Consider the following 17,678-nt stretch of genomic DNA (forward strand, 5'->3'; position numbering starts at 1 on the left):
GGTGTGGGACTTCAGGCCCTGCGGTTCCTCGGGCTCGGCCCAACCGGTGTGCGCCATCTCGGTGTCCTCCTTCGGTCGGCACAGGACCGCCAACTCGAACGCGTGCCCTGCGCAGTTGCGAGTAGGTCGCAATAAGGCTAGAGGCGGCGTCCCGAGAACTTCAACGGCCAATCCCGGACAGAGACGGCGACGGCCGCAGGCCGGCCGCGGCCGTCGGCGTGGCGTACCCCGTTCTGTCCGTTCTGCACCACTAGCCTCAGCGCATGGCTGATACGTTCGAGCACGCGCCGCAGGTCTGGACAGCGGGACGGCTGCGCTCCGCCCTCGCCGGGGTTCCCGACGACACCCCCATCCACATCGGAGTGGCCGACGAGCCGGGGAATCTGGACGGCTACGGCGAGTTCGTGCTCGTCGGCGCCGAGCCGGTGGAGATGGAGGCGGACAGCAGCACCGCGCCCCCGCAGGTCCAGTTCACCCTCTTCGCCGATGCCAAGGCAGGTGTGTACTACCTCGACATGGACTGAGCGGCACGTGCCTCATCCCCGGGGCATCAGCCGGGTCAGGGCCGTGTCGACGAGGGCACGGGCGCTGTCGGCGTCCAGCAGGCCGGGCCGGAAGAGGATGCGGTACATCATCGGCGCCACGACGTGGTCGACGACCACGTCAACGGCCGGCACCGGCTCCCCACGCCCCACCGCGTGGGCCAAGATGATCTCGACCTGCTCGACCGCGTAGGCGGAACACTGGCCGGCGTTGCTGCCGTCCGGGTCCCCGCCGAGGGCGTCGCGGACGTAGTCCCGGCCCGCCGTCGAGGACATCTCCTCCAGGAACTGCACCGCCCACGCTTCGAGGTCGGCACGCAGGCTTCCCAGGTCGTCCGGGGGCGCCTCCGGACGGAGCCGCTCCACCGCCACGTCGGAGAGCAGTTCCTTGATGTCGCCCCAGCGCCGGTAGATCGTCGAGGGCGTCACCCCCGCACGCTTGGCGACGAGCGGAACGGTCAGGGCCGCACGGCCGCGTTCGGCTTCCAGGTCGCGCACGGCGTCGTGGACCGATTGCTGGACGCGGGCGCTTCGCCCTCCTGGACGGGGGCGGGGCTGTGAGCTCATACCGCCACCCTAACGCTAAGAATTCGCTTCAGGCTGGACGCGTCAGGCGACCTGCTGCTCAGTCATCGGAGCCGGGCCCCTCAACTGCTCGTACGCCTCGGCGACGTGCAGGACGGCGGCCTCGCCCAGCGGGCGGCCGATCAGCTGCAGGCCGATCGGCAGACCGCGCGCGTCGACGCCGGCCGGCACGGACAGGGCGGGCAGCCCGGTGATGTTGGCGGGGGCCGCGAGGCGCACGTAGGCGTCCGGGACGCTCTCGGTGGCCCCGTCGGGCCAGTGGAAGGCTTCCTGGTCCGACCTGGCCGCGGTGGCCGGGACCGCCGGAGCGGCGATGACGTCCACGTCGCGAAGGAGGCGGCTCCACTCGTCGCGCATGAGGGTGCGGGCCCGCTGGGCACGCAGGTAGTCGGTCGCGGGGACCAGGGCGCCCGCTTCGAGCAGCACCCGGACGTCCGGCCCGTACAGGTCGGCCGTGGTGTGCAGGTGCTGCTCGTGGTAGGCGGTCGCCTCCGGAACCATCAGGCCCCACTGGACGGCCTGGACGTACTCGGCCATCGGGATCTCCACGTCCACCAGCCGCGCCCCGAGGGCCGCCATGTCGTCGATGGCCTTGCGCACCACCGCTTCCACCTGAGGGTCGACGCGGTCGAAGTAGTGGTTGACGGGAACACCGACGCGCACCCCTTCGAGGCCGGGCCCAGGGCGGGAGAGCCGCGCCTCGTAGGGGAGGTCGAGGCCGGCGGGGTCGCCGGGGTGGTGCCCGACGAGGGCGTCCAGGACGAGACGGGCGTCGTGCACGGTCCGGGTGAGGGGGCCGATGTGGTCCAGCGACCAGGACAGCGAGGCGACACCGTGCCGGGGTACGAGGCCGTAGGTGGGCTTGAGGCCGACCACGCCGCTCAGCGCGGAGGGCACCCGGATGGAGCCGCCGGTGTCCGTACCGACGGAGAAGGTCGCCATTCCGGCGGCAACCGCCGCCGCCGAACCGCCGCTGGAGCCGCCGGGCACGTGGTCCAGGTTCCAGGGGTTGCGGGTCTGCGGGGTCGTCAGACCGTAGGCGAACTCGTGGGTGTGGACCTTGCCGAGCAGGACGGCGCCGGCCGCCTTGAGCCGCGCGGCCACGATGCTGTCCTCGCCGGGCACGCGGGCGGCACGGACCGCGGAGCTGGACGTGGTCTTCACGCCCGCGGTGTCGATGAGGTCCTTCAAAGCCATCGGCACTCCGTGGAGCGGGCCACGGCGACGGCCTGCGGCGATGTCCCGCTCCGCCTGGGCGGCCTGGGCCCGCGCCGCGTCGGCGGCCACGGTGACATAGGCGTTGACCCGCGCATCGACGGCGTCGATCCGGTCCAGGACCGAATCGGTCAGCTCCACCGGCGAGAGGCTTCCGTCCGCGAGGGCGGCGGACGCCTCGGCCAGGGACAGCTCGTAGGGCTTCATCTCCTTCACCGTGCCTGCGAGTCGGCGCGGTAGGCGAAGGCCGGCGGGACCTCCGCCAGGTCGAGCGCGCGCAGCCGGCTGATGACGGTGATGATGTGGTGCGCCGTCTCGGCCACCACTGCGTGGCGATCACTGTCGAGGGAGAGGCCGGCACGAAGCGCCGACTCCGCGGCCCCTTCGGGCGAGAACGCGGGAACAGACACGGGACGGTCCTTTCCGGGCGGCAGCGCCTTCGCGCCGCTTCGGCCCTCCGAGGAGGACACCACCCAAAGGCTGAATATTTGCGTTAAGCGCCACCGTAGGCCAGCTCCGCCACTAACGCAAACATTGAGCCTTAAAGCTCCGAGGGTGGCGAAGTCGGAGCCTTAACGCACAATCGTTGCGTTAGCCGAGAGATCCGGTTAGCTTTAACGCAACATCTCAGCGTTAAGGAAGAGCCGACTCGTCGGCCGCCCTGGCACGCGCTCCCCCGCCCCCTCCCCACCGGAGAGCCACCCATGACCTCGCACGCCCTCACTCCCGCAGCACCCGGCCTCACCCCCACGTGGACCCTGGGCGACATCACCGTCCGCCGCATCGACGAGACGGCCCTTCCCGCGCAGACCGGCCCCTGGCTGCTGCCCCGGGCAACACCCGAGGTCGTGGCCGAATCCGCCTGGCTCCAGCCCGACTTCGCCGGAGCGGACCAGGTCATCCGCCTGGCGAGCCACACCTTCGCGATCGAGGCGGGCGGACTGCGCGTCCTCGTCGACACGGGCATCGGCAACGGGAAGGAGCGCGCCAACCCCGCCTGGCACCACCTCCGTACGGACTACCTCGCGCGCCTGGAAGCGGCGGGCTTCTCCCCCGAGTCGATCGACCTCGTGATCCTCACGCACCTGCACACCGATCACGTCGGCTGGAACACCCGCTCCCACGAGGGCTCCTGGGTCCCCACCTTCCCCAACGCCCGGTACCTCGCCCACCGCACCGAGTGGGACCACTGGGCATCCGCGGACCTGGACGGGCCCCGCACGCAGATGTTCCGCGATTCCATCCACCCCATCGACGACCACGGCCTCCTCGACCTGGTGGACGTCCCCGCCGACGGGCTGGAGATCGCCGCCGGCATCACCCTCGTCCCGACCCCCGGCCACACCCCCGGCCAGGTCGCCGTCCGGCTGAGCAGCAAGGGCAGCACGGCCCTGATCACGGGCGACTGCATCCACCACCCCGTGCAGCTCGCCCGACCGGACATCCACAGCTGCGTCGACATCGACCCCGCCCAGGCGAACGCCACGCGCCGCGAGCTCCTCGCCGCACTCAGCGGGACCGACACCCTCCTGCTCGGCAGTCACTTCCCCCCGCCCACGGCAGGCATCGTCCGCACCGACGGCGCCTCCTACCGCCTCCACCCCGTGCCCGCCCACCTCGCCTGAGCCCACGTCGGCGAGATCGGCGAAGTCGACGTGCGGAAGGAACTCATGAACCGCGCCGCGCCGGTCCTCATCGGCTCCCTCGCCGTCGAGGCCTCGGCCATGGCCCTCATCGCCACGGCCGACGGAGTGGGCGACCTGCTCGTCGCCCGGGTGCTGCAAGGCCTGGCAACCGGTGAGGCGACCAGCGCCGCGGGTACGGCCGTCATGGAGCTGGAGCATCCGTGTCGTGCGGGCCGGGCCGCGCTCACCAACAGCGTGGCGCCCATGGCCGGCATGGCCGCGGGCGTGCTCGGATCGGCGGATTCACCTCCTCGCTGGGCCCCGGGCTCGCCCGCCTGATGTCCCCCGACACGCCCCGGGCCGTCGGCGGCCTCGTCTACTTCACCCTGACGGCGAGCGCGCTGCTCTTCGGCGCCGCGGTGGGCGGCACCGGGCTGCTCGCGCTGGTGCTCGCCCTACGGGATACGCGCGGGCCGGATCCGAAGGGCCGGGGGCGCCGTATCCGGACATTCGATGGCGTGATGTGATCGGCGTCTGTTCTTGGTGCGGTTTTTTCGTGGGGGATGTGCAGTGGTGATCGGGAGCCTGTCTGATCGGTGGCGCGTACGGACGGCGGTGGTCGCGGCGGTCGCCGGGTGCGTGGTGCTGGCGGCGTGTTCCCCGGCGAAGGTCGAGAGGAAGGGCGAGGAGAAGGCCGGGGCTGCTTCTCTCGCCCCGCCGGTCCCGACCGTGATCGGTTGGGACCAGGCCGAGGAGGTCGTCACGCGAGGGTTCCGGCAGGCCGCGTCCGCACGGAACGAGAACGCCCTGTCGGCCGTGCTGACCGGGGCCCTGCTCCAGGAGAGCGTGGCGCAGGTCAAGCTGAAGCGGTGGCCGGACACCCTCGTGCGCACCGCGGAAACGGCCATGTACCGGCGCGAGTACCTGATCCCCGCCGAGCGCGACCAGCCCGGATACCCCCGTTCGTTCGCCGTGCTCTTCCGTATGACGGACAAGGCGGAGAAGGACCGGGCGGCCGGGATGTACTACTTCGTCCAGGCGGAGCCCGGCGCCGCCTGGAAGGCCGCGGCCCGGACGTGGGCGACCGACCGGCCCGCTCCGCAGCTTCCGCCGGAGCAGTTCGAGGACCGCGGGTACGGCACGTACGGCTTCGAGGTCCGCGACCGGCCGATCGCCGCGCCGGCCCGGGAGCCCGCCGGCGCCGCGACGCTCTCCCCCACCGCCGCATCCGACCGGCGCGTGTGCGGCCAGTACGCGGAGTACCTCAGTTTCACGGCACCCTACGGGGAGCCTGAGAGCGAGGCCTTCGTACCGGGCGAGCTGACGAGCGAGGTCGTGGACTCCTACAACGCCGAGGACGGGAAGAAGGTGTGGAAGGGCGACCTCCGCCAGCGGTACGCCTTCGAGGTGACGGGGCCCGAGCTGCCGGTGCTGCGACTGTCGGACGGGAAGGCGCTCGTCACGTGCTCGTTCGTCCGCACCGACCACCGCGAGGGCAAGTCGGGCCCGACCACCTCGTTCAAGTACGGCAGCGAGGACGCCGCGAGCCGCGACACCGACCAGCTGCTGGGCGGCGGCCGCAAGTGGTGGCTGAGCACCGATGTGCGGCGCATCGTGACCGCGACGTTCGAGGTACCGGAACAGGGCCCCGCCGACGTCGTGGGATGCAACTGCCTGAACCCGCCGGTGCTCTCCGCGGAGGGAACCCCCAAGTAGGCGCGGCCCGGAGAAGGGACCGAGCACGCCCCGTACGCCGTGTGACCGCTGTCACTCCCACGTGGTGTCACATCCCGCACCGCCGCGCTGTCCTCACTGCGCAGCGAGAGAAGGGACCACCAAGATGAAGGCCGTCATCGTGTGCGCCTCCGTGTCGCACGGCAATACCCGTCGCGTCGCCGACGCCATGGCCCAGGTACTCGGCGCGAAGGTCGTCTCCCCCGAGGAGGCCGATCCGGCGGAACTGGCCGGCGCGGACCTCGTGGGATTCGGCTCGGGCGTGTTCTACGGCAGGCTCCACCCCCGCCTGACCGACTGCGTCGCGGCACTGCCCGCCGGACGGGGCCGGACGTTCGTCTTCGCCACCAGCGGGCTCCCCGAACTGCCGCCGCGCCCGTTCACCCGCCCCCTGGTCCGGCTCCTCGAAGGCAAGGGCTTCGAGGTGGAGGGAAGCTTCCTGTGCCGGGCGTACGACACTTGGGCCCCGTTCAAACTCATCGGCGGCATCAACAAACAACGCCCGAACCCCGCGGACCTGACCGCAGCACGCACCTTCGCCGAACGGCTCCGGACCGGGACGCGGCCGACATCCTGACCGCACCCGTCACCCTTCGTACCAAGAGTGCGGCCCGATCAGGTAATGGTGCGGGCAAATCCGGCTCGCTCATCGGCGGCAGCCTGTCGATCCTGGCCGTCGGCCTGGTGACGTGGATGGTGTTCTGGATGAAGCGCACCGCCCGGCACCTGAAGGCGGATCTGCACGGCAACCTCGACGCGGCAGGCCCGTTTCCTGGGAACTACTACACCATCCGCCGGCTCCGAAACCGCGTCGGCCCGACCGGCGCGCGCCGGTCGGGCCTTCCTCGGTGTCCGGGCATCGGCCCGCGCGTCCCGTGGTCGTACGGTCAGACGGACGCGGGGGTGCCGAGCATCGCGGAGGCGTGCTGGACGGGGCTGAGGACGCGTGCGGGCGCTGCGGCCTGCGGCAGGCCGCGGCAGGTGAAGCCCAGCTGGGTCATGGCTCGGACCACTTCGCCGGCGCTGAAATCGCGGCGGTCCTGGCGGGTGATGACCTGGCCGACCTGCTTGACGGGGTAGACGCGGCGGCCGATGATCACGGACTCACCGACGACCTCCTCGGGCTTGACGCCCTTCATCGCTTCCAGGACGCCGCTCTTGGTCAGGTCGAACGGGAAGCGGGCGATGACGCAGCGCATGGTGCCTCACAGGGAGAAGAGGTGAATGGTCCGCCCGCGGTGGGGCGGTTCAGCGTGCAAGGGCCGGCCGGTGTGCTCAGGCCGCCGCGTCGACGGAGGTGTGCCGTGCGCCCCCGCGCCTGGCCGCCGAGGCGGGGCTGCGCCGGCCGCGGGAGGAGGCGCTGCGCTTGGGCCGCTCGGACACCGGCGCGGTGATGGTGACGGGGATGCCCGAGGGGGTGCGTGCGCCGGTGATGCGGTGGAGCGCTTCGTCGCCGGAGCGGACCTGGGTGGTCTGGGGGACGATGCCGGCGGCGGCCATGAGGCGGGTCATGTCGCGGCGCTGCTTGGGGACGACCAGGGTGACGACGCTGCCGGACTCGCCGGCGCGGGCGGTGCGGCCGCCGCGGTGGAGGTAGTCCTTGTGGTCGGTGGGCGGGTCGACGTTGACGACGAGGTCGAGGTTGTCTACGTGGATGCCGCGGGCGGCGACGTTCGTGGCGACGAGCACGGTGACGTGTCCGGTCTTGAACCGGGCCAGGGTGCGGGTGCGCTGGGGCTGGGACTTGCCGCCGTGCAGGGCGGCGGCGCGGACCCCGCTGTCGAGGAGGTCCTGGGTGAGGCGGTCCACGGCGTGCTTGGTGTCGAGGAACATGATCACCCGGCCCTCGCGGGCGGCGATCTCGATGGTGGTCGCCTGCTTGTCCGTGCCCTGGACGTGCAGAACGTGGTGTTCCATCGTGGTGACCGCGCCCTGGGAGGGGTCGACGGAGTGGACGACGGGGTCGGTCAGGTAGCGGCGGACCAGGAGGTCGACGTTGCGGTCCAGGGTCGCGGAGAACAGCATCCGCTGGCCTTCGGGGCGTACCTGGTCCAGGAGCGCCGTGACCTGCGGCATGAAGCCCATGTCGGCCATCTGGTCGGCCTCGTCGAGGACGGTGATGGCCACCTGGTCGAGCCGGCAGTCGCCGCGGTCGATGAGGTCCTTGAGGCGTCCGGGGGTGGCGACGACGACTTCGGAGCCACCGCGCAGCGCACCCGCCTGCTTGCCGATCGACATCCCGCCGACGACGGTGGTCAGGCGCAGTTTTACGGCGCGGGCGTAGGGGGCGAGGGCGTCGTTGACCTGCTGGGCGAGTTCCCGGGTGGGGACCAGGATCAGTGCCAGGGGCTGGCGCGGTTCGGCGCGCCGTCCGGCGGTACGGGCCAGGAGCGCCAGGCCGAAGGCGAGGGTCTTGCCGGAGCCGGTCCGGCCGCGGCCGAGGACGTCGCGGCCGACGAGGGAGTTCGGGAGGGTCGCGCCCTGGATCGGGAACGGCACGGACAGCCCCTGGCTCCCGAGCGCGGCCAGCAGCTCCGCGGGCATGTCGAGATCGGCGAAGGCCTCGACGGCGGGCAGCCCGGGGGTGATGGTCTTCGGCAGGGCGAACTCGCCCTGCACGGCGGCGGGCCGGCGGCCGTAGCCGCCCGAGCGGCTGGGGGCGGATGAACCGAAGCGGCTGCCTCGGCCCGAACCGGAGCCCGAGCCGGAGCCGTAGCCCGAGCCCGAGGCGTATGCGGGGCCGCCCGTGCGGCCCCGGGTGCGGGAGGAGCGGTCGTTCGTACGTGCGGGGTTCATTCAGAACCTTCCTTGATACGGCACGTATCAAGGAATTCCCGCAGCGGAAGAACAGCGCGGGCAATCACAAGAACGAACCGAATTGAATGCGACAGCGAATATGGCCCACGGGAATTCCGTGTCGGCGCAAACGCTTCGATGGGAACGGCTACGAAGAGGCGGTATCCCTGAAAATCTCATCCCCGCAGGTGAAACCCACTGCGGGAAATGCGTGCAGCTGGGGCCCGCACCCCAAGGGATGCGGGCCCCAGCTACGAATTACGCGTCAGCGTCAGGCGAGAACGATGTTCTCGGCCGTCGGGCCCTTCTGACCCTGCGCGATGTCGAAGGTGACCTTCTGGCCTTCTTGCAGCTCGCGGAATCCCTGGGAGGCGATGTTCGAGAAGTGGGCGAACACGTCAGCGCCGCCACCGTCCTGCTCGATGAAGCCGAATCCCTTGGCCGCGTTGAACCACTTCACAGTACCTGTTGCCATGCCATGTCTCCTTGGGGCAGTACAGCAGCATCCGCACTGCGCGGACACCGTGTCGCCGCGATGATGCCCCGCCGGAAAATGACCGGAAATATGAAGCGCGTCCGTCCGGCCCGGGGGCCGGGAAGCGCTTGACTTCTTGGGTACCAAAACTGCAACCGAGATCGACAGTAGCACGGTGCGGTGGATCGCGTACGTCAGAGTATTTCTCCCGTGCGCGTCGCGGCAGAAAATCTCCCCACGGAACCCATTAAACTCTCAGACCGCCGGCACAGATATGGAAACGCCGCAGGGGCGGCCGACGTCGCTGTCGGTCCGCCCCTGCGGTGTGAGCCGCCCGGGTCAGGCGCCCAGGTGGTGCCCCTTCGCCCACTCCAGCTCGCCGTCCGTGTCGCAGGTCGAGGAGTAGACCGGGCCGGTGAAGGCCGGGCGGCTGGCGGGCACCGCGGCGAACGAGGAACAGTCCGCCGAGAAGCCCGCGCGACCACCGGAGAAGTAGTCGATGTCGACCCCGTCGTTGGCCAGGGCGGCACCGGCCCCACCCAGCAGGATGCCGGCGGCCAGGACGGACGCGGTGACAGCAGAACGAATACGCATGACTCCCCTAAGGATCTCTCTGAAACGAAGCGCAGCTCGATGTGCGCGTCGGCCGGTCCAACCCCCCAGGGGCACCACTGGGAACGGCGGTTCACTCCAATGCCCGCAGCTGTATCGTTTCGACACCCCCATTCAGCCGCTGGAGCGGGCGCTGCTGGTCAGGGCGCGGAGGGAGCCGACGGCGACGCAACGGCGACGCAGGCGTCGAGCGCGAAGAACGGGATGGCGGTGATCCGCGGCGTCCGCTTCGCGTGGGCTTCGCGCAGGGCGTGCCCGAGGCGTGGGGCGGCGAGTGCGCAGGGCGTACGGCGGCCGTCGGGCACCGCGCGACGGCAGGGACGGCGCACCCCGCGGACGGGGTGCGCCGGACGGGCTACTTACCCGAGTGGTCGATGACGTTGCCGTTGGAGCAGTTGTTGACGTGGTCGCCCGTCCAGTCGCCGAGGACGGGTACGACGGCGACCTCCTGGAGGCATACGGCGGCGGCGGTGAAGTTCCAGTTGTTGGCGGCGTTGACGCCGCCGTCGAAGTTGGAGTCGTTGTCGGCGTGCGCCGGCGCGGCGAGGCCCACGGAGGCGAGGACCAGCGCGGCGGCAGTGATGATCTTCTTCATGCCCTGGCAACGAGCCACCCCTCGCGCCGACACGGCCGACAAGATCCCGCTCGGCCATCGCGCCCCGCCGCCCGCGGCCCCGTCCGCCGCCCGCCGTTCGCCGTCCGCCGTGGTGAGAGCAGACCAGTTTTGGTGACCGGCTCCCACGAGCGGTACATGAAGCAGGAGGAGCAGTGGAGCCTGCGCGCGCTGTCCGAGCTGATCCTGGCCGGCAACCCCGACACCGTCCTCAACGCGCGGATGCCGAGTTACTGCGACTACGCGACCCCCGAGCAGGGAGTACCGGTGACCCGGCCGGCCGGGCCGTGGGAGCTGTGCCTGACCGTCGCCGAGTCCTGGGGGTTCCAGCCGCAGGACCGGGACCAGAAGTCGGTCCACCGGCTGGTGCGTTACTTCTCGGAGACGATCGCGATGGGCGGCAACCTGCTGCTCGCGGTCGGGCCGCGCGAGGACGGCACGATCCCGGCCGAGCAGGTGCGGCGGCTGGAGGGCCTGGGCGACTGGATCGCCAAGCACTCCGCGGCCGTTCACACCACCGTGGCGGGTCTCCCGGCCGGACACCACTACGGGCCGAGCACGCTCTCGGCCGACGGCCGCACCCTGTACCTGTTCTGCTTCGACCCGCCGCGGGAGGCCGTGTCGCTGCGGGGGCTGCGCACCGGGGTACGGCGGGTCACGGTGGTCGGGAGCGGCAGCGTGCTCGGGCACCGGGTGACCGGCGGCCTCCACGAGGTGCCGGGCGTCCTGTGGATCGACGCGCCCGCGCCGTCCGACGTGGACGAGCAGGCGACCGTACTCGCCGTGGAGCTCGACGGCGAGCTGGACCTGTACCGGGGCGCCGGGCGCGACTGACGTCAGGGTCCGGAGTCGCGAAGGCTGCGCGGGGACGCGCCCAGCTCCTTGCGGCAGGCACGTGTCGTGCCGTGGACGCCGACGCCGAGCCCGGCCACGCGCGGCGGCTCGTCCAGCGGGACGCCCGACGGTGCGGCCGGGCTCGTGCCAGTACGTGTCGTTCACGTGCTGCTCCCGTCGGGCCTCGTCGGGTCTCGTCGTCCGCGTCCTCATACGAGCCGGTCGATGAGGATCATCGCCACGTCGTCCGTGAGGCGGCCCCCGGTGTGGCGGATCAGTGCCTTGTGCAGTTCCTCCAGGAACTCCTGCGGGGTGGTGTCGGCGGCTATCTGCTCCATGGTCTCCGGCAACGGGAGGAAATCGTTGTCACCGTTGCGGGCTTCGATCACGCCGTCGGTGTAGAGCAGCAGCCGGTCACCGGGCAGGAGCGGGTGGCTCTCGGGCTCGGGGAGAAGGCCGTCGGCGAGGTCTTCGAGGCCGAGCGGCGGCATCGGCGAGGAGGGCATCAGGGTCTGGACCTTGCCCTGGCGCAGCACCAGGGGAGGCGGATGGCCGCGGTTGACGAGGTGTACCACCGGTTCGTCCGGCACCTGGGCGATGAGCGCGGTGGTGAATCCCTCGATCAGGACTTCGGGCAGTTCCGCCTGGGTGTAGGTGCCCGGTACGCCGGCCTCTCGGCGCAGCGCGGCCGCGCAGTGGTTCATGACCTCCTGGACGTCCTCCTCGTAGTGGACGGCCTCCCGGAACGCTCCCAGTGCCACCGCGACCGCGCGGATCGCGGACAGCCCCTTGCCCCGGACGTCGCCCACGATCAGGCGGACGCCGTAGCGGGTCTGCACGGCCTCGTACAGGTCGCCGCCTATCTGCGCCCCGGTCTCGGCCGCGAGGCACAGGCTGGCCGCCCGTACGGGGCCCAGGAGCTCGGGGACGGGCCGCAGGACGACCTCCTGCGCCGCCACCGCGATCCGGCGGACCTGGTCGAGCTCGATCTGCCTGCGCGTGCGCACCGCGTTGCTCAGGATGACGCTGGCCACGGACACCACGAGCAGCCCGAGGAAGTTGCCGATGATCAGCTGGGTCTGGGTTCCCCACGACTGGTTGTAGGTCGCGGAGGTGATGTTCACGGCCACGGCGAGGGCGGCGGCGGACAGCGTGCCCACCGGGCCCATCGTGAGCGCGGCCAGCGCCGGCGTGGTGGAGATGACGGGCCCGGTGACCAGGTCGTGCGCGGGTGAGAGCTCGATGGCCAGTACGCCGAGCGCTATCGCGAAGGGCGCACACTGGGCCAGCCTGAACAGGACCTCGCCGTGACCGCCCGCTCCTGGCCGAGAGGACGCTCCCGGCCGAAGGGGCCGGCGAGGGTGTGACCTCATGGAAACAGCGTACGGGGCCATCCGTGCTGCCCGCCGCGCCCGGTGCGGAGCCGGCTACCGCCCGGGCGGAACGCCGCGGCGCCCGCGCGGCAGGCGGGTGGCGAGGAGGGCCAGGTTCACGGCGAGGGCGCCGCCTGCCAGCGCGATCTGCCAGGACGGGCCGCCGGAGACGAGGGTGACCACGAGGTAGGCGGTGAGCAGCACCGCGAACAGGGACTCCTGGACGGCGCCGCGCTTCCACCACGGCGCGCGGGGGGCCTCCTGTTCGGCCAGGCGCAGCGCGTAAAGCTCGACGGGGCCGAATTCGTCTTCGGGGGTGCTTCCGGTGGCTTCGAGGTGGCCGGCGGCCTCCTCTGCCAGTTCCGCGGCGCGTGCGCGGGGTATCGCGTGGCGTTCTTCGAGCAGCCGGGGCAGCCGGTCCAGCCAGGGCTCGCGCTCGCCGGTGCTCAGGGGGGCGGTTCCGGAATCCATGATCGCTCCTTCGGGTTCTGCGGTCGGTGTGGTCCGTATCGCCGCCCAGAGCAGCGCGAGGCCCAGTACGCACAGCAGGGGGGCGGGGAGATGGCCGAGCGGCTGTCCGGGGAGGGCGGTGAGGGCCGTCGCGGCGGCCACCGTCGCCGCCGCGACGGCTCCCCACCCCAGTGCGCGCCGTCGACGGTTCCGGGCCGTGGCCACGAGACCGCCTCCGGCCAGGGCCATCGCGATGAGCGAGGTTCCGGCCAGACCGGCCGGGGTCACGGGGAACACGGGTCCGTCCGCGATCCATATGCAGGCGCCTGCGGCCAGGGCGGCCAAGCCGACGGGGGCGGCGGCGGTGCGGAGCGCCTGGCCGAAGGTCGGGCCGTCTCCCATGCGCCGCAGGCGTTCCTCGGGCGGGACGCGCTCGGTGACCACGGTGGCGGCGAACTCCTCCGGTGAGCCGAAGGCGTCATGGGGACTCTCGCCGCTGTCCGCGCAGTGCTGCGCGACCTCGTCGAGCACGGTGTCCGCGGTGGCGCCGCCCACGGAGTGCGCGGCCAGGGCCAGTCGGGCCCGTGCGTTCCACCTGGTGACGGCGTCGCCGCTCATGGGGTCTCCTCCACGCCAGGTCCCTCCCCGCCAGGTGCCTCCCCGCTGTGTGCCAGGAGTTGGGCCATGGCCTGGGAGAACTGCCCCCAGCTGGCGGCTTCCTGCCGCAGCCGGGCCCGGCCCTCGCCGGTGAGCCGGTAGACCTTGCGGCCCGGCCCGCCTTCGCCTGGTTCCCACCGGGCCTCCACCGCCCCGTCGGCCTCCATCCGGCCGAGCACGGGGTACAGCGCGCCGCCGCGGACGGCGCCGAACCCGCGGGCGGCCAGTTCCTGCACCAGCGCGTAGCCGTGCCGGTCGCCTTCGGCGAGCACGGCAGCGAGGGCGAGCGGCAGGGCTCCGCGTAACAACCCCGACGGGACGGTTGGGAGGTCCCGCGACGGGCAGGTGCCCCGTGTACGAGGAGGTACCGCTCTGGACGCTTCCGTGCCCGACTGATCGGAGTACCCGATGAGCAGCGCCGACGAAGCCTACGGCGATGACGTGTACCAGCCGCAGGAGACGGACGAGTCCGCCGAGGCACAGCCCGACATGGAGAACACCCTCGACGAGCCGGGCCTCGACGACACCCTCGACACCGCCTACGTGCCGCTCGACCGCCCCCTCGCGGTCGAGGACAGGGGTACGACGGCCGCGGAGGCGCGCACCGGGGAGAGCCTGGACGAGCGGCTCGCGCGGGAGCGGCCGGAGGTGTCCGCGCTGTCCGCGCTGGACGAGGACTCCGATGAGGTCGGCGACGCCCTGCTGGCGGGGCCGGACCGGGCGGGCCGCCTGACGGCGGTGGACGGATCGGCTCCGCAGAGCCATTTCTCCGTACTGGCCCGTGACGTCGGGATCGACGGAGGCGCGGCCTCGGCGGAGGAGGCCGCGATCCACATCGTCGACGAGCTGCCACCCGCCGACGACGAAGACGGATAGCAGGCCCGCGCCCTCTTCCGCAGCCGTCAGATGATGTGGATGCGCTCCAGTTCACCGGCGGTGTCGCGGATCATCAGGTCATTGCCCTTGGCGCGTTCGCGCTCGATGAACCCGAGCAGGAGCACGGCCCGGTTGATCACGTCGGACTTGCTGACGCCGGTCGCGGCGGTCAGCTCGGAGACGACGGTGACGGCCGGGGGGCACAGGGTCACGGAGTACCGCTCGGAGTCCGGGTGCGGGGGAAGCTGTTCCATGGTGACGTCCTTCCTGGCGACGAAGACGTGCACCATGCTTGCACCAATTCCGCGCACTGTCGCACCAATTACGCGCACACGCTGCGCCGCCCACGCGGATCCCGGGCAGACCCGGAACGGGCGCGGTCGCCGCGTAGAGCACGTACCGGTCGTCGTCCGCCTCGTCCATGGCCGCACGCAGGCGCTCGCCGTCCGCCAAGATGACCGTCCACAGCCCCGGCGGTTCGGTGTCTGTCGCCGTACATGACGTACGCGTCGAAGCGGGCGGCGAACCGCTCGGCGAACTCCCGGCGGCCGACCCGGTCCGGCCCGCGCCGAGCCCCTCGTCAAAGGAGAGCCACGCCTCGATCATCTCGTCGACGATGCCCGGCGCGGTGCGGTGCGCTCCTCGGCCGGTGGGGGGCTAGTGCGGGGCGGGCCAGGTGATGTCGGGCTCGGTGGGGCGGTCGTAGGGCACGGCGTCGATGCCCCAGCCGTAGAGCTCGCGGACCTGGGTCATGAACCAGTCCGCGCCGGCGCGGGCGGTTTCGAGGCCCCGCTCGGGGTCCGACCACAGGTCGCGGACGCGGTCCTGGACGGCTCCGTCGAGTTCCCAGCCGTCCAGGCGGATGCGCCCGGCCTCGTCGAGGACCAGCGGGCTGCGGCCTTCCAGCTGGTCCCACAGGTCGACGGCCTGCTCCGCGGTGGACCGGAATCCGTCCGCTCCGAGCACGGTGCGGAGGAAGGCGGTGTAGAGGGCGATCGAGGGGATCGCGCTGGACGCCTGGGTGACGGCCGCGCCGGCCACGACCGTGAACGCGCGGCCGTCCTTCTCCTTGAGCAGGGGCGAGGCGTTCAGGTCATGGGCGGTCCGCTCCAGGTGTTCCTTGGCCGCGCCGATGGTGCCGTGCCGGTAGACGGGGGCGGTGACCTCGGAGCCGACATAGGTGAGGGCCGCGGTGGTGAACCCGTCGGCGAGGAGCCGGCGGGCGGCGAGGGCGCGGACCCAGAGGTCCCAGTCGTCGCCGCCCATCACCGCGACGGTCGCCCGCGTCTCCTCCTCGGTGCCGGGTTCGATCCGGAACCGGGTGACCTTGGGGTCGTCGGCGGAGAAGTCGAGCGCGGGCGCCTCGTAGGCGGCGCCGAGGGGTTTGATCACCGAGTGGTGGACGGTGCCGGTCGCCGGGTCGGTGCGGCGCGGGGCGGCCAGGCTGTAGATGAGGTGGTCGACCGGTCCGTAGTGCTCTTCCAGCAGGTCGAGGACGTGCGTCTTGGCGTCCGCGGAGAAGGCGTCGGTGTTCACGAACCGGAAGTCGTGGCCGTGGTCGGCGGCGAGCCGGGCGGTGGCCGCGGTGCGGTACCAGCCCGCCGTCGCGGTGCGGCGACCGTTGTCGGCGGCCTCGAAGGCGACGCCGATGCCGCGGATGCCGTGCCGGCGCAGGCCGGCCACGAGGGTGGCGAGTCCGTAGCCGGCGGAGTGGCCGAGGATGAGCGCGGTCGGCCGGCGGCCGTCGGTGCGGGCCTCGATGCCCTCCCACATGCGGTGGACGGTGTGCGCGGCTCCGTCCGGGTGGGAGTTGACGATGAGGAATCCGCGCTGCTTGGGCCCGATCTGACGAAGGGTCACGATACGTCCGTTCCGCTCGGGCGAGTCGGACGAGGAGCGTGCGCGCGTGCGCGGGTCAGCGAGCGTGCGCGGGTCAGCGAGCGTGCGCGGGTCAGCGCGCGCGCGAGCGCGGCGCACCGGCTTCCTCGTCCGGGATGACGTCGGACGGCCGCCGCCGCTCCCGATGTCCGTCACCAACGCGGCCGGGGCCTGGCTGCCGACGCGGAAGTCGTGCTCCAGCCGTCCGTCGTCCAAGATCGTATCCACGGGCGCGCCGACGGCTCGTGACAGGCCGTCACGCAGAACGCGGCCGCTCCTTTGTGGATGTCCGGCATTGACAGACACCGTCTGCTCGCCCACGGCCGTCCCCCGTACGCGGGCGTCCGATCACCGGGACGTCCCTGCGGGCAGGAGCGCCGGCCGCGTGGTGGCGGGGGGGTGCCACCACGCGGCTCGGGCCCGTTCGGGAGCCCGCGCCGCTCACCGCCGCGGGCTCCCGTGACCCGCGTATGACCGCTCTCCGCCGGTTCAAACGGTCGGAGCGAAAACTTTCTCGGAGCGGTCCGACGGCCCGCCGGCCGGGGAGTGGAACGGCGGATGTCCGGGCAGGCGCGCCCTCGACGGAGATCCCTCCGCGCCCGCGATCAGGGGCGGAGGGGCCATGGTTCCGATCGAAGGAGTTGTTTCGCATGGCGGAGAACGTGTGGGCCTACCGTGTCGGCGTCGACTACCTGGCGGCCGACCTGACCGGCTACGGCGTGGAAGCGCTCGACGGCGGCATCGGCAAGGTCGACAAGCACTCCGACGAGGTCACCGACGCCTATCTGGTCGTCGACACCGGAGTGTGGATCCTCGGCAAGGAGGTCCTGGTGCCGGCCGGCCTGGTGTCCCGGGTCGACCACGTGGCCGAGAAGGTCTACGTAGACCGTACGAAGGACCAGATCAAGGCCGCTCCCGAGTTCCACCGGGAGGAGCACCTCGGGAACCCGGACCACCGCGAGGCCCTGGGGAGTCACTACCTGGCCACGATGCCGTTCGGCATCCCGCCCGCCTGAGCCGATGCCGATGCCGGTGCCGGACGGGGTCGAGCCGCGTGTGTTTGCGTGCGTTCGCGTGCGTTTGGCGGCCGCGATCCGGGTCAGAAGCGGAGCGCAAGGCAGTTCCCCGTACCCGAGGGAGTGATCAGCTGTGTCGCAGGACGAGAAGGGCAAGGCCAAGGCCGAGCAGGCGAAGGGCAAGCTCAAGGAAGCGGCCGGCCGTCTGGTGGGCAACGAGCGGCTGACCGCCGAAGGCCGGGCCGAAGGCGCGAAGGGCGATGCGCGCCAGGCCAAGGAGAAGATGAAGGACATCTTCAAGCGGTGACCTGACCGCACCCCGGAGCATGCCCCGGATCGCGGCCGCCAAACGCACGCGAACGCACGCAAACACACGCGGCTCGACCCCGTCCGGCAC

24 protein-coding genes and 2 pseudogenes are annotated in these 17,678 nt (G+C 71.7%); 12 read left to right on the forward strand and 14 right to left on the reverse strand.

All coding sequences use genetic code 11. The features are described from left to right. The first annotated feature begins 263 nt into the window (after positions 1 to 263). A complete protein-coding gene (locus ACFWP3_RS31115; RefSeq protein WP_384227645.1) occupies positions 264 to 524 on the forward strand; it encodes a DUF6225 family protein in 261 nt (86 codons plus the stop codon). A gap of 12 nt (positions 525 to 536) precedes the next feature. On the opposite strand, the gene ACFWP3_RS31120 is transcribed toward ACFWP3_RS31115, so the two are convergent. The 3 genes from ACFWP3_RS31120 to ACFWP3_RS31130 are packed head-to-tail and all read right to left on the reverse strand — an operon-like array spanning position 537 to position 2,752. Continuing rightward, positions 537 to 1,109, reverse strand: coding sequence for a TetR/AcrR family transcriptional regulator (locus tag ACFWP3_RS31120; RefSeq protein WP_384227647.1), 573 nt, complete (start codon positions 1,107 to 1,109; stop codon positions 537 to 539). Between the two features lie 42 nt (positions 1,110 to 1,151). Further along, a complete protein-coding gene (locus tag ACFWP3_RS31125; protein ID WP_384227650.1) occupies positions 1,152 to 2,549 on the reverse strand; it encodes an amidase in 1,398 nt (465 codons plus the stop codon). Positions 2,550 to 2,554: 5 nt separating this feature from the next. Further along, complete coding sequence (locus ACFWP3_RS31130; RefSeq protein ID WP_384227652.1) at positions 2,555 to 2,752, reverse strand: hypothetical protein; 198 nt, start codon at positions 2,750 to 2,752, stop codon at positions 2,555 to 2,557. Between the two features lie 294 nt (positions 2,753 to 3,046). On the opposite strand from ACFWP3_RS31130, the gene ACFWP3_RS31135 reads away from it, so the two are divergent. The 6 genes and pseudogenes from ACFWP3_RS31135 to ACFWP3_RS31160 form a co-directional block, all read left to right on the forward strand. Continuing rightward, positions 3,047 to 3,967 (forward strand): MBL fold metallo-hydrolase, encoded by a 921-nt coding sequence (locus ACFWP3_RS31135; protein WP_384227655.1) that lies wholly within the window; start codon positions 3,047 to 3,049, stop codon positions 3,965 to 3,967. A gap of 45 nt (positions 3,968 to 4,012) precedes the next feature. Further along, positions 4,013 to 4,306 (forward strand): hypothetical protein, encoded by a 294-nt coding sequence (locus ACFWP3_RS31140; protein WP_384227658.1) that lies wholly within the window; start codon positions 4,013 to 4,015, stop codon positions 4,304 to 4,306. After that, positions 4,306 to 4,494: a hypothetical protein gene (locus tag ACFWP3_RS31145; protein WP_384227660.1), complete on the forward strand. Its 189-nt coding sequence runs from the start codon at positions 4,306 to 4,308 to the stop codon at positions 4,492 to 4,494. Before ACFWP3_RS31140 ends, ACFWP3_RS31145 begins: the two co-directional genes overlap by 1 nt. Positions 4,495 to 4,540: 46 nt before the next feature. Next, positions 4,541 to 5,683: a hypothetical protein gene (locus ACFWP3_RS31150; RefSeq protein WP_384227662.1), complete on the forward strand. Its 1,143-nt coding sequence runs from the start codon at positions 4,541 to 4,543 to the stop codon at positions 5,681 to 5,683. Positions 5,684 to 5,807: 124 nt separating this feature from the next. Beyond that, positions 5,808 to 6,278 (forward strand): flavodoxin family protein, encoded by a 471-nt coding sequence (locus tag ACFWP3_RS31155; protein WP_384227664.1) that lies wholly within the window; start codon positions 5,808 to 5,810, stop codon positions 6,276 to 6,278. Continuing rightward, positions 6,161 to 6,463 (forward strand): annotated as a pseudogene (locus ACFWP3_RS31160) (FTR1 family protein); the annotation flags it as partial. The gene ACFWP3_RS31155 and the pseudogene ACFWP3_RS31160, both read left to right, overlap by 118 nt. A gap of 125 nt (positions 6,464 to 6,588) precedes the next feature. Here ACFWP3_RS31160 and ACFWP3_RS31165 read toward each other — a convergent pair. From ACFWP3_RS31165 to ACFWP3_RS31190, 6 genes are all read right to left on the reverse strand, one after another. Further along, positions 6,589 to 6,900 carry an SCO5918 family protein gene (locus ACFWP3_RS31165; RefSeq protein WP_384227666.1) on the reverse strand — a complete coding sequence of 104 codons (312 nt, stop codon included), beginning with the start codon at positions 6,898 to 6,900 and terminating at the stop codon, positions 6,589 to 6,591. Between the two features lie 76 nt (positions 6,901 to 6,976). Continuing rightward, on the reverse strand, positions 6,977 to 8,497 hold the full coding sequence (locus ACFWP3_RS31170; RefSeq protein WP_384227668.1) for a DEAD/DEAH box helicase: 1,521 nt from the start codon (positions 8,495 to 8,497) through the stop codon (positions 6,977 to 6,979). Positions 8,498 to 8,768: 271 nt separating this feature from the next. After that, a complete protein-coding gene (locus tag ACFWP3_RS31175) occupies positions 8,769 to 8,972 on the reverse strand; it encodes a cold-shock protein (protein WP_384227670.1) in 204 nt (67 codons plus the stop codon). A gap of 339 nt (positions 8,973 to 9,311) precedes the next feature. Beyond that, positions 9,312 to 9,566, reverse strand: a complete 255-nt coding sequence (locus ACFWP3_RS31180; RefSeq protein ID WP_384227672.1) for a hypothetical protein — start codon at positions 9,564 to 9,566, stop codon at positions 9,312 to 9,314. Between the two features lie 158 nt (positions 9,567 to 9,724). After that, positions 9,725 to 9,889 carry a hypothetical protein gene (locus ACFWP3_RS31185; RefSeq protein ID WP_384227675.1) on the reverse strand — a complete coding sequence of 55 codons (165 nt, stop codon included), beginning with the start codon at positions 9,887 to 9,889 and terminating at the stop codon, positions 9,725 to 9,727. Between the two features lie 50 nt (positions 9,890 to 9,939). After that, entirely contained in the window at positions 9,940 to 10,179 is a 240-nt protein-coding gene (locus tag ACFWP3_RS31190; RefSeq protein ID WP_384227677.1) for a hypothetical protein, read from the reverse strand. Between the two features lie 162 nt (positions 10,180 to 10,341). Here ACFWP3_RS31190 and ACFWP3_RS31195 point away from each other — a divergent pair. Beyond that, positions 10,342 to 11,031, forward strand: a pseudogene (locus ACFWP3_RS31195) (alpha-L-fucosidase); the annotation flags it as partial. A 209-nt stretch (positions 11,032 to 11,240) separates the two neighbouring features. On the opposite strand, the gene ACFWP3_RS31200 reads toward ACFWP3_RS31195, so the two are convergent. From ACFWP3_RS31200 to ACFWP3_RS31210, 3 genes are read right to left on the reverse strand one after another with little or no spacing between them, the layout of a single operon-like run. After that, a complete protein-coding gene (locus ACFWP3_RS31200) occupies positions 11,241 to 12,404 on the reverse strand; it encodes a PP2C family protein-serine/threonine phosphatase (protein ID WP_384227680.1) in 1,164 nt (387 codons plus the stop codon). A gap of 54 nt (positions 12,405 to 12,458) precedes the next feature. After that, positions 12,459 to 13,472, reverse strand: a complete 1,014-nt coding sequence (locus ACFWP3_RS31205; RefSeq protein WP_384227682.1) for a hypothetical protein — start codon at positions 13,470 to 13,472, stop codon at positions 12,459 to 12,461. Beyond that, positions 13,469 to 13,819 (reverse strand): PadR family transcriptional regulator, encoded by a 351-nt coding sequence (locus ACFWP3_RS31210; RefSeq protein WP_384227685.1) that lies wholly within the window; start codon positions 13,817 to 13,819, stop codon positions 13,469 to 13,471. Before ACFWP3_RS31210 ends, ACFWP3_RS31205 begins: the two co-directional genes overlap by 4 nt. Before the next feature lie 100 nt (positions 13,820 to 13,919). Between ACFWP3_RS31210 and ACFWP3_RS31215 the strand changes: the two genes are divergently transcribed. Continuing rightward, positions 13,920 to 14,387 (forward strand): DUF5709 domain-containing protein, encoded by a 468-nt coding sequence (locus ACFWP3_RS31215; RefSeq protein WP_384227688.1) that lies wholly within the window; start codon positions 13,920 to 13,922, stop codon positions 14,385 to 14,387. A 26-nt stretch (positions 14,388 to 14,413) separates the two neighbouring features. Here ACFWP3_RS31215 and ACFWP3_RS31220 read toward each other — a convergent pair whose 3' ends face one another. Then, entirely contained in the window at positions 14,414 to 14,641 is a 228-nt protein-coding gene (locus ACFWP3_RS31220) for a hypothetical protein (RefSeq protein WP_384227690.1), read from the reverse strand. A 167-nt stretch (positions 14,642 to 14,808) separates the two neighbouring features. Here ACFWP3_RS31220 and ACFWP3_RS31225 point away from each other — a divergent pair, with 167 nt between their 5' ends. Then, complete coding sequence (locus ACFWP3_RS31225) at positions 14,809 to 15,048, forward strand: hypothetical protein (RefSeq protein WP_384227693.1); 240 nt, start codon at positions 14,809 to 14,811, stop codon at positions 15,046 to 15,048. On the opposite strand, the gene ACFWP3_RS31230 is transcribed toward ACFWP3_RS31225, so the two are convergent. Next, positions 15,045 to 16,247, reverse strand: coding sequence for an enoyl-[acyl-carrier-protein] reductase FabV (locus tag ACFWP3_RS31230; protein WP_384227694.1), 1,203 nt, complete (start codon positions 16,245 to 16,247; stop codon positions 15,045 to 15,047). The genes ACFWP3_RS31225 and ACFWP3_RS31230 overlap by 4 nt on opposite strands. Positions 16,248 to 16,915: 668 nt before the next feature. Between ACFWP3_RS31230 and ACFWP3_RS31235 the strand changes: the two genes are divergently transcribed. After that, positions 16,916 to 17,281, forward strand: a complete 366-nt coding sequence (locus tag ACFWP3_RS31235) for a PRC-barrel domain containing protein (RefSeq protein ID WP_384227697.1) — start codon at positions 16,916 to 16,918, stop codon at positions 17,279 to 17,281. 133 nt (positions 17,282 to 17,414) lie between these two features. Continuing rightward, positions 17,415 to 17,588, forward strand: a complete 174-nt coding sequence (locus ACFWP3_RS31240) for a CsbD family protein (RefSeq protein WP_384227699.1) — start codon at positions 17,415 to 17,417, stop codon at positions 17,586 to 17,588. Positions 17,589 to 17,678: the final 90 nt, after the last annotated feature.

This window comes from Streptomyces sp. NPDC058525, from assembly GCF_042719495.1.
GTDB lineage: Bacteria > Actinomycetota > Actinomycetes > Streptomycetales > Streptomycetaceae > Streptomyces.

Bases quoted from the DNA above. Each gene is read 5' to 3' on its own strand.
- ACFWP3_RS31115 (WP_384227645.1), top strand. From the start codon at position 264: ATGGCTGATACGTTCGAGCACGCGCCGCAGGTCTGGACAGCGGGACGG.
- ACFWP3_RS31120 (WP_384227647.1), bottom strand. From the start codon at position 1,109: ATGAGCTCACAGCCCCGCCCCCGTCCAGGAGGGCGAAGCGCCCGCGTC.
- ACFWP3_RS31125 (WP_384227650.1), bottom strand. From the start codon at position 2,549: ATGAAGCCCTACGAGCTGTCCCTGGCCGAGGCGTCCGCCGCCCTCGCG.
- ACFWP3_RS31135 (WP_384227655.1), top strand. From the start codon at position 3,047: ATGACCTCGCACGCCCTCACTCCCGCAGCACCCGGCCTCACCCCCACG.
- ACFWP3_RS31140 (WP_384227658.1), top strand. From the start codon at position 4,013: ATGAACCGCGCCGCGCCGGTCCTCATCGGCTCCCTCGCCGTCGAGGCC.
- ACFWP3_RS31145 (WP_384227660.1), top strand. From the start codon at position 4,306: ATGTCCCCCGACACGCCCCGGGCCGTCGGCGGCCTCGTCTACTTCACC.
- ACFWP3_RS31155 (WP_384227664.1), top strand. From the start codon at position 5,808: ATGAAGGCCGTCATCGTGTGCGCCTCCGTGTCGCACGGCAATACCCGT.
- ACFWP3_RS31165 (WP_384227666.1), bottom strand. From the start codon at position 6,900: ATGCGCTGCGTCATCGCCCGCTTCCCGTTCGACCTGACCAAGAGCGGC.
- ACFWP3_RS31170 (WP_384227668.1), bottom strand. From the start codon at position 8,497: ATGAACCCCGCACGTACGAACGACCGCTCCTCCCGCACCCGGGGCCGC.
- ACFWP3_RS31175 (WP_384227670.1), bottom strand. From the start codon at position 8,972: ATGGCAACAGGTACTGTGAAGTGGTTCAACGCGGCCAAGGGATTCGGC.
- ACFWP3_RS31180 (WP_384227672.1), bottom strand. From the start codon at position 9,566: ATGCGTATTCGTTCTGCTGTCACCGCGTCCGTCCTGGCCGCCGGCATC.
- ACFWP3_RS31190 (WP_384227677.1), bottom strand. From the start codon at position 10,179: ATGAAGAAGATCATCACTGCCGCCGCGCTGGTCCTCGCCTCCGTGGGC.
- ACFWP3_RS31200 (WP_384227680.1), bottom strand. From the start codon at position 12,404: ATGAGGTCACACCCTCGCCGGCCCCTTCGGCCGGGAGCGTCCTCTCGG.
- ACFWP3_RS31205 (WP_384227682.1), bottom strand. From the start codon at position 13,472: ATGAGCGGCGACGCCGTCACCAGGTGGAACGCACGGGCCCGACTGGCC.
- ACFWP3_RS31215 (WP_384227688.1), top strand. From the start codon at position 13,920: ATGAGCAGCGCCGACGAAGCCTACGGCGATGACGTGTACCAGCCGCAG.
- ACFWP3_RS31220 (WP_384227690.1), bottom strand. From the start codon at position 14,641: ATGGAACAGCTTCCCCCGCACCCGGACTCCGAGCGGTACTCCGTGACC.
- ACFWP3_RS31225 (WP_384227693.1), top strand. From the start codon at position 14,809: ATGGCCGCACGCAGGCGCTCGCCGTCCGCCAAGATGACCGTCCACAGC.
- ACFWP3_RS31235 (WP_384227697.1), top strand. From the start codon at position 16,916: ATGGCGGAGAACGTGTGGGCCTACCGTGTCGGCGTCGACTACCTGGCG.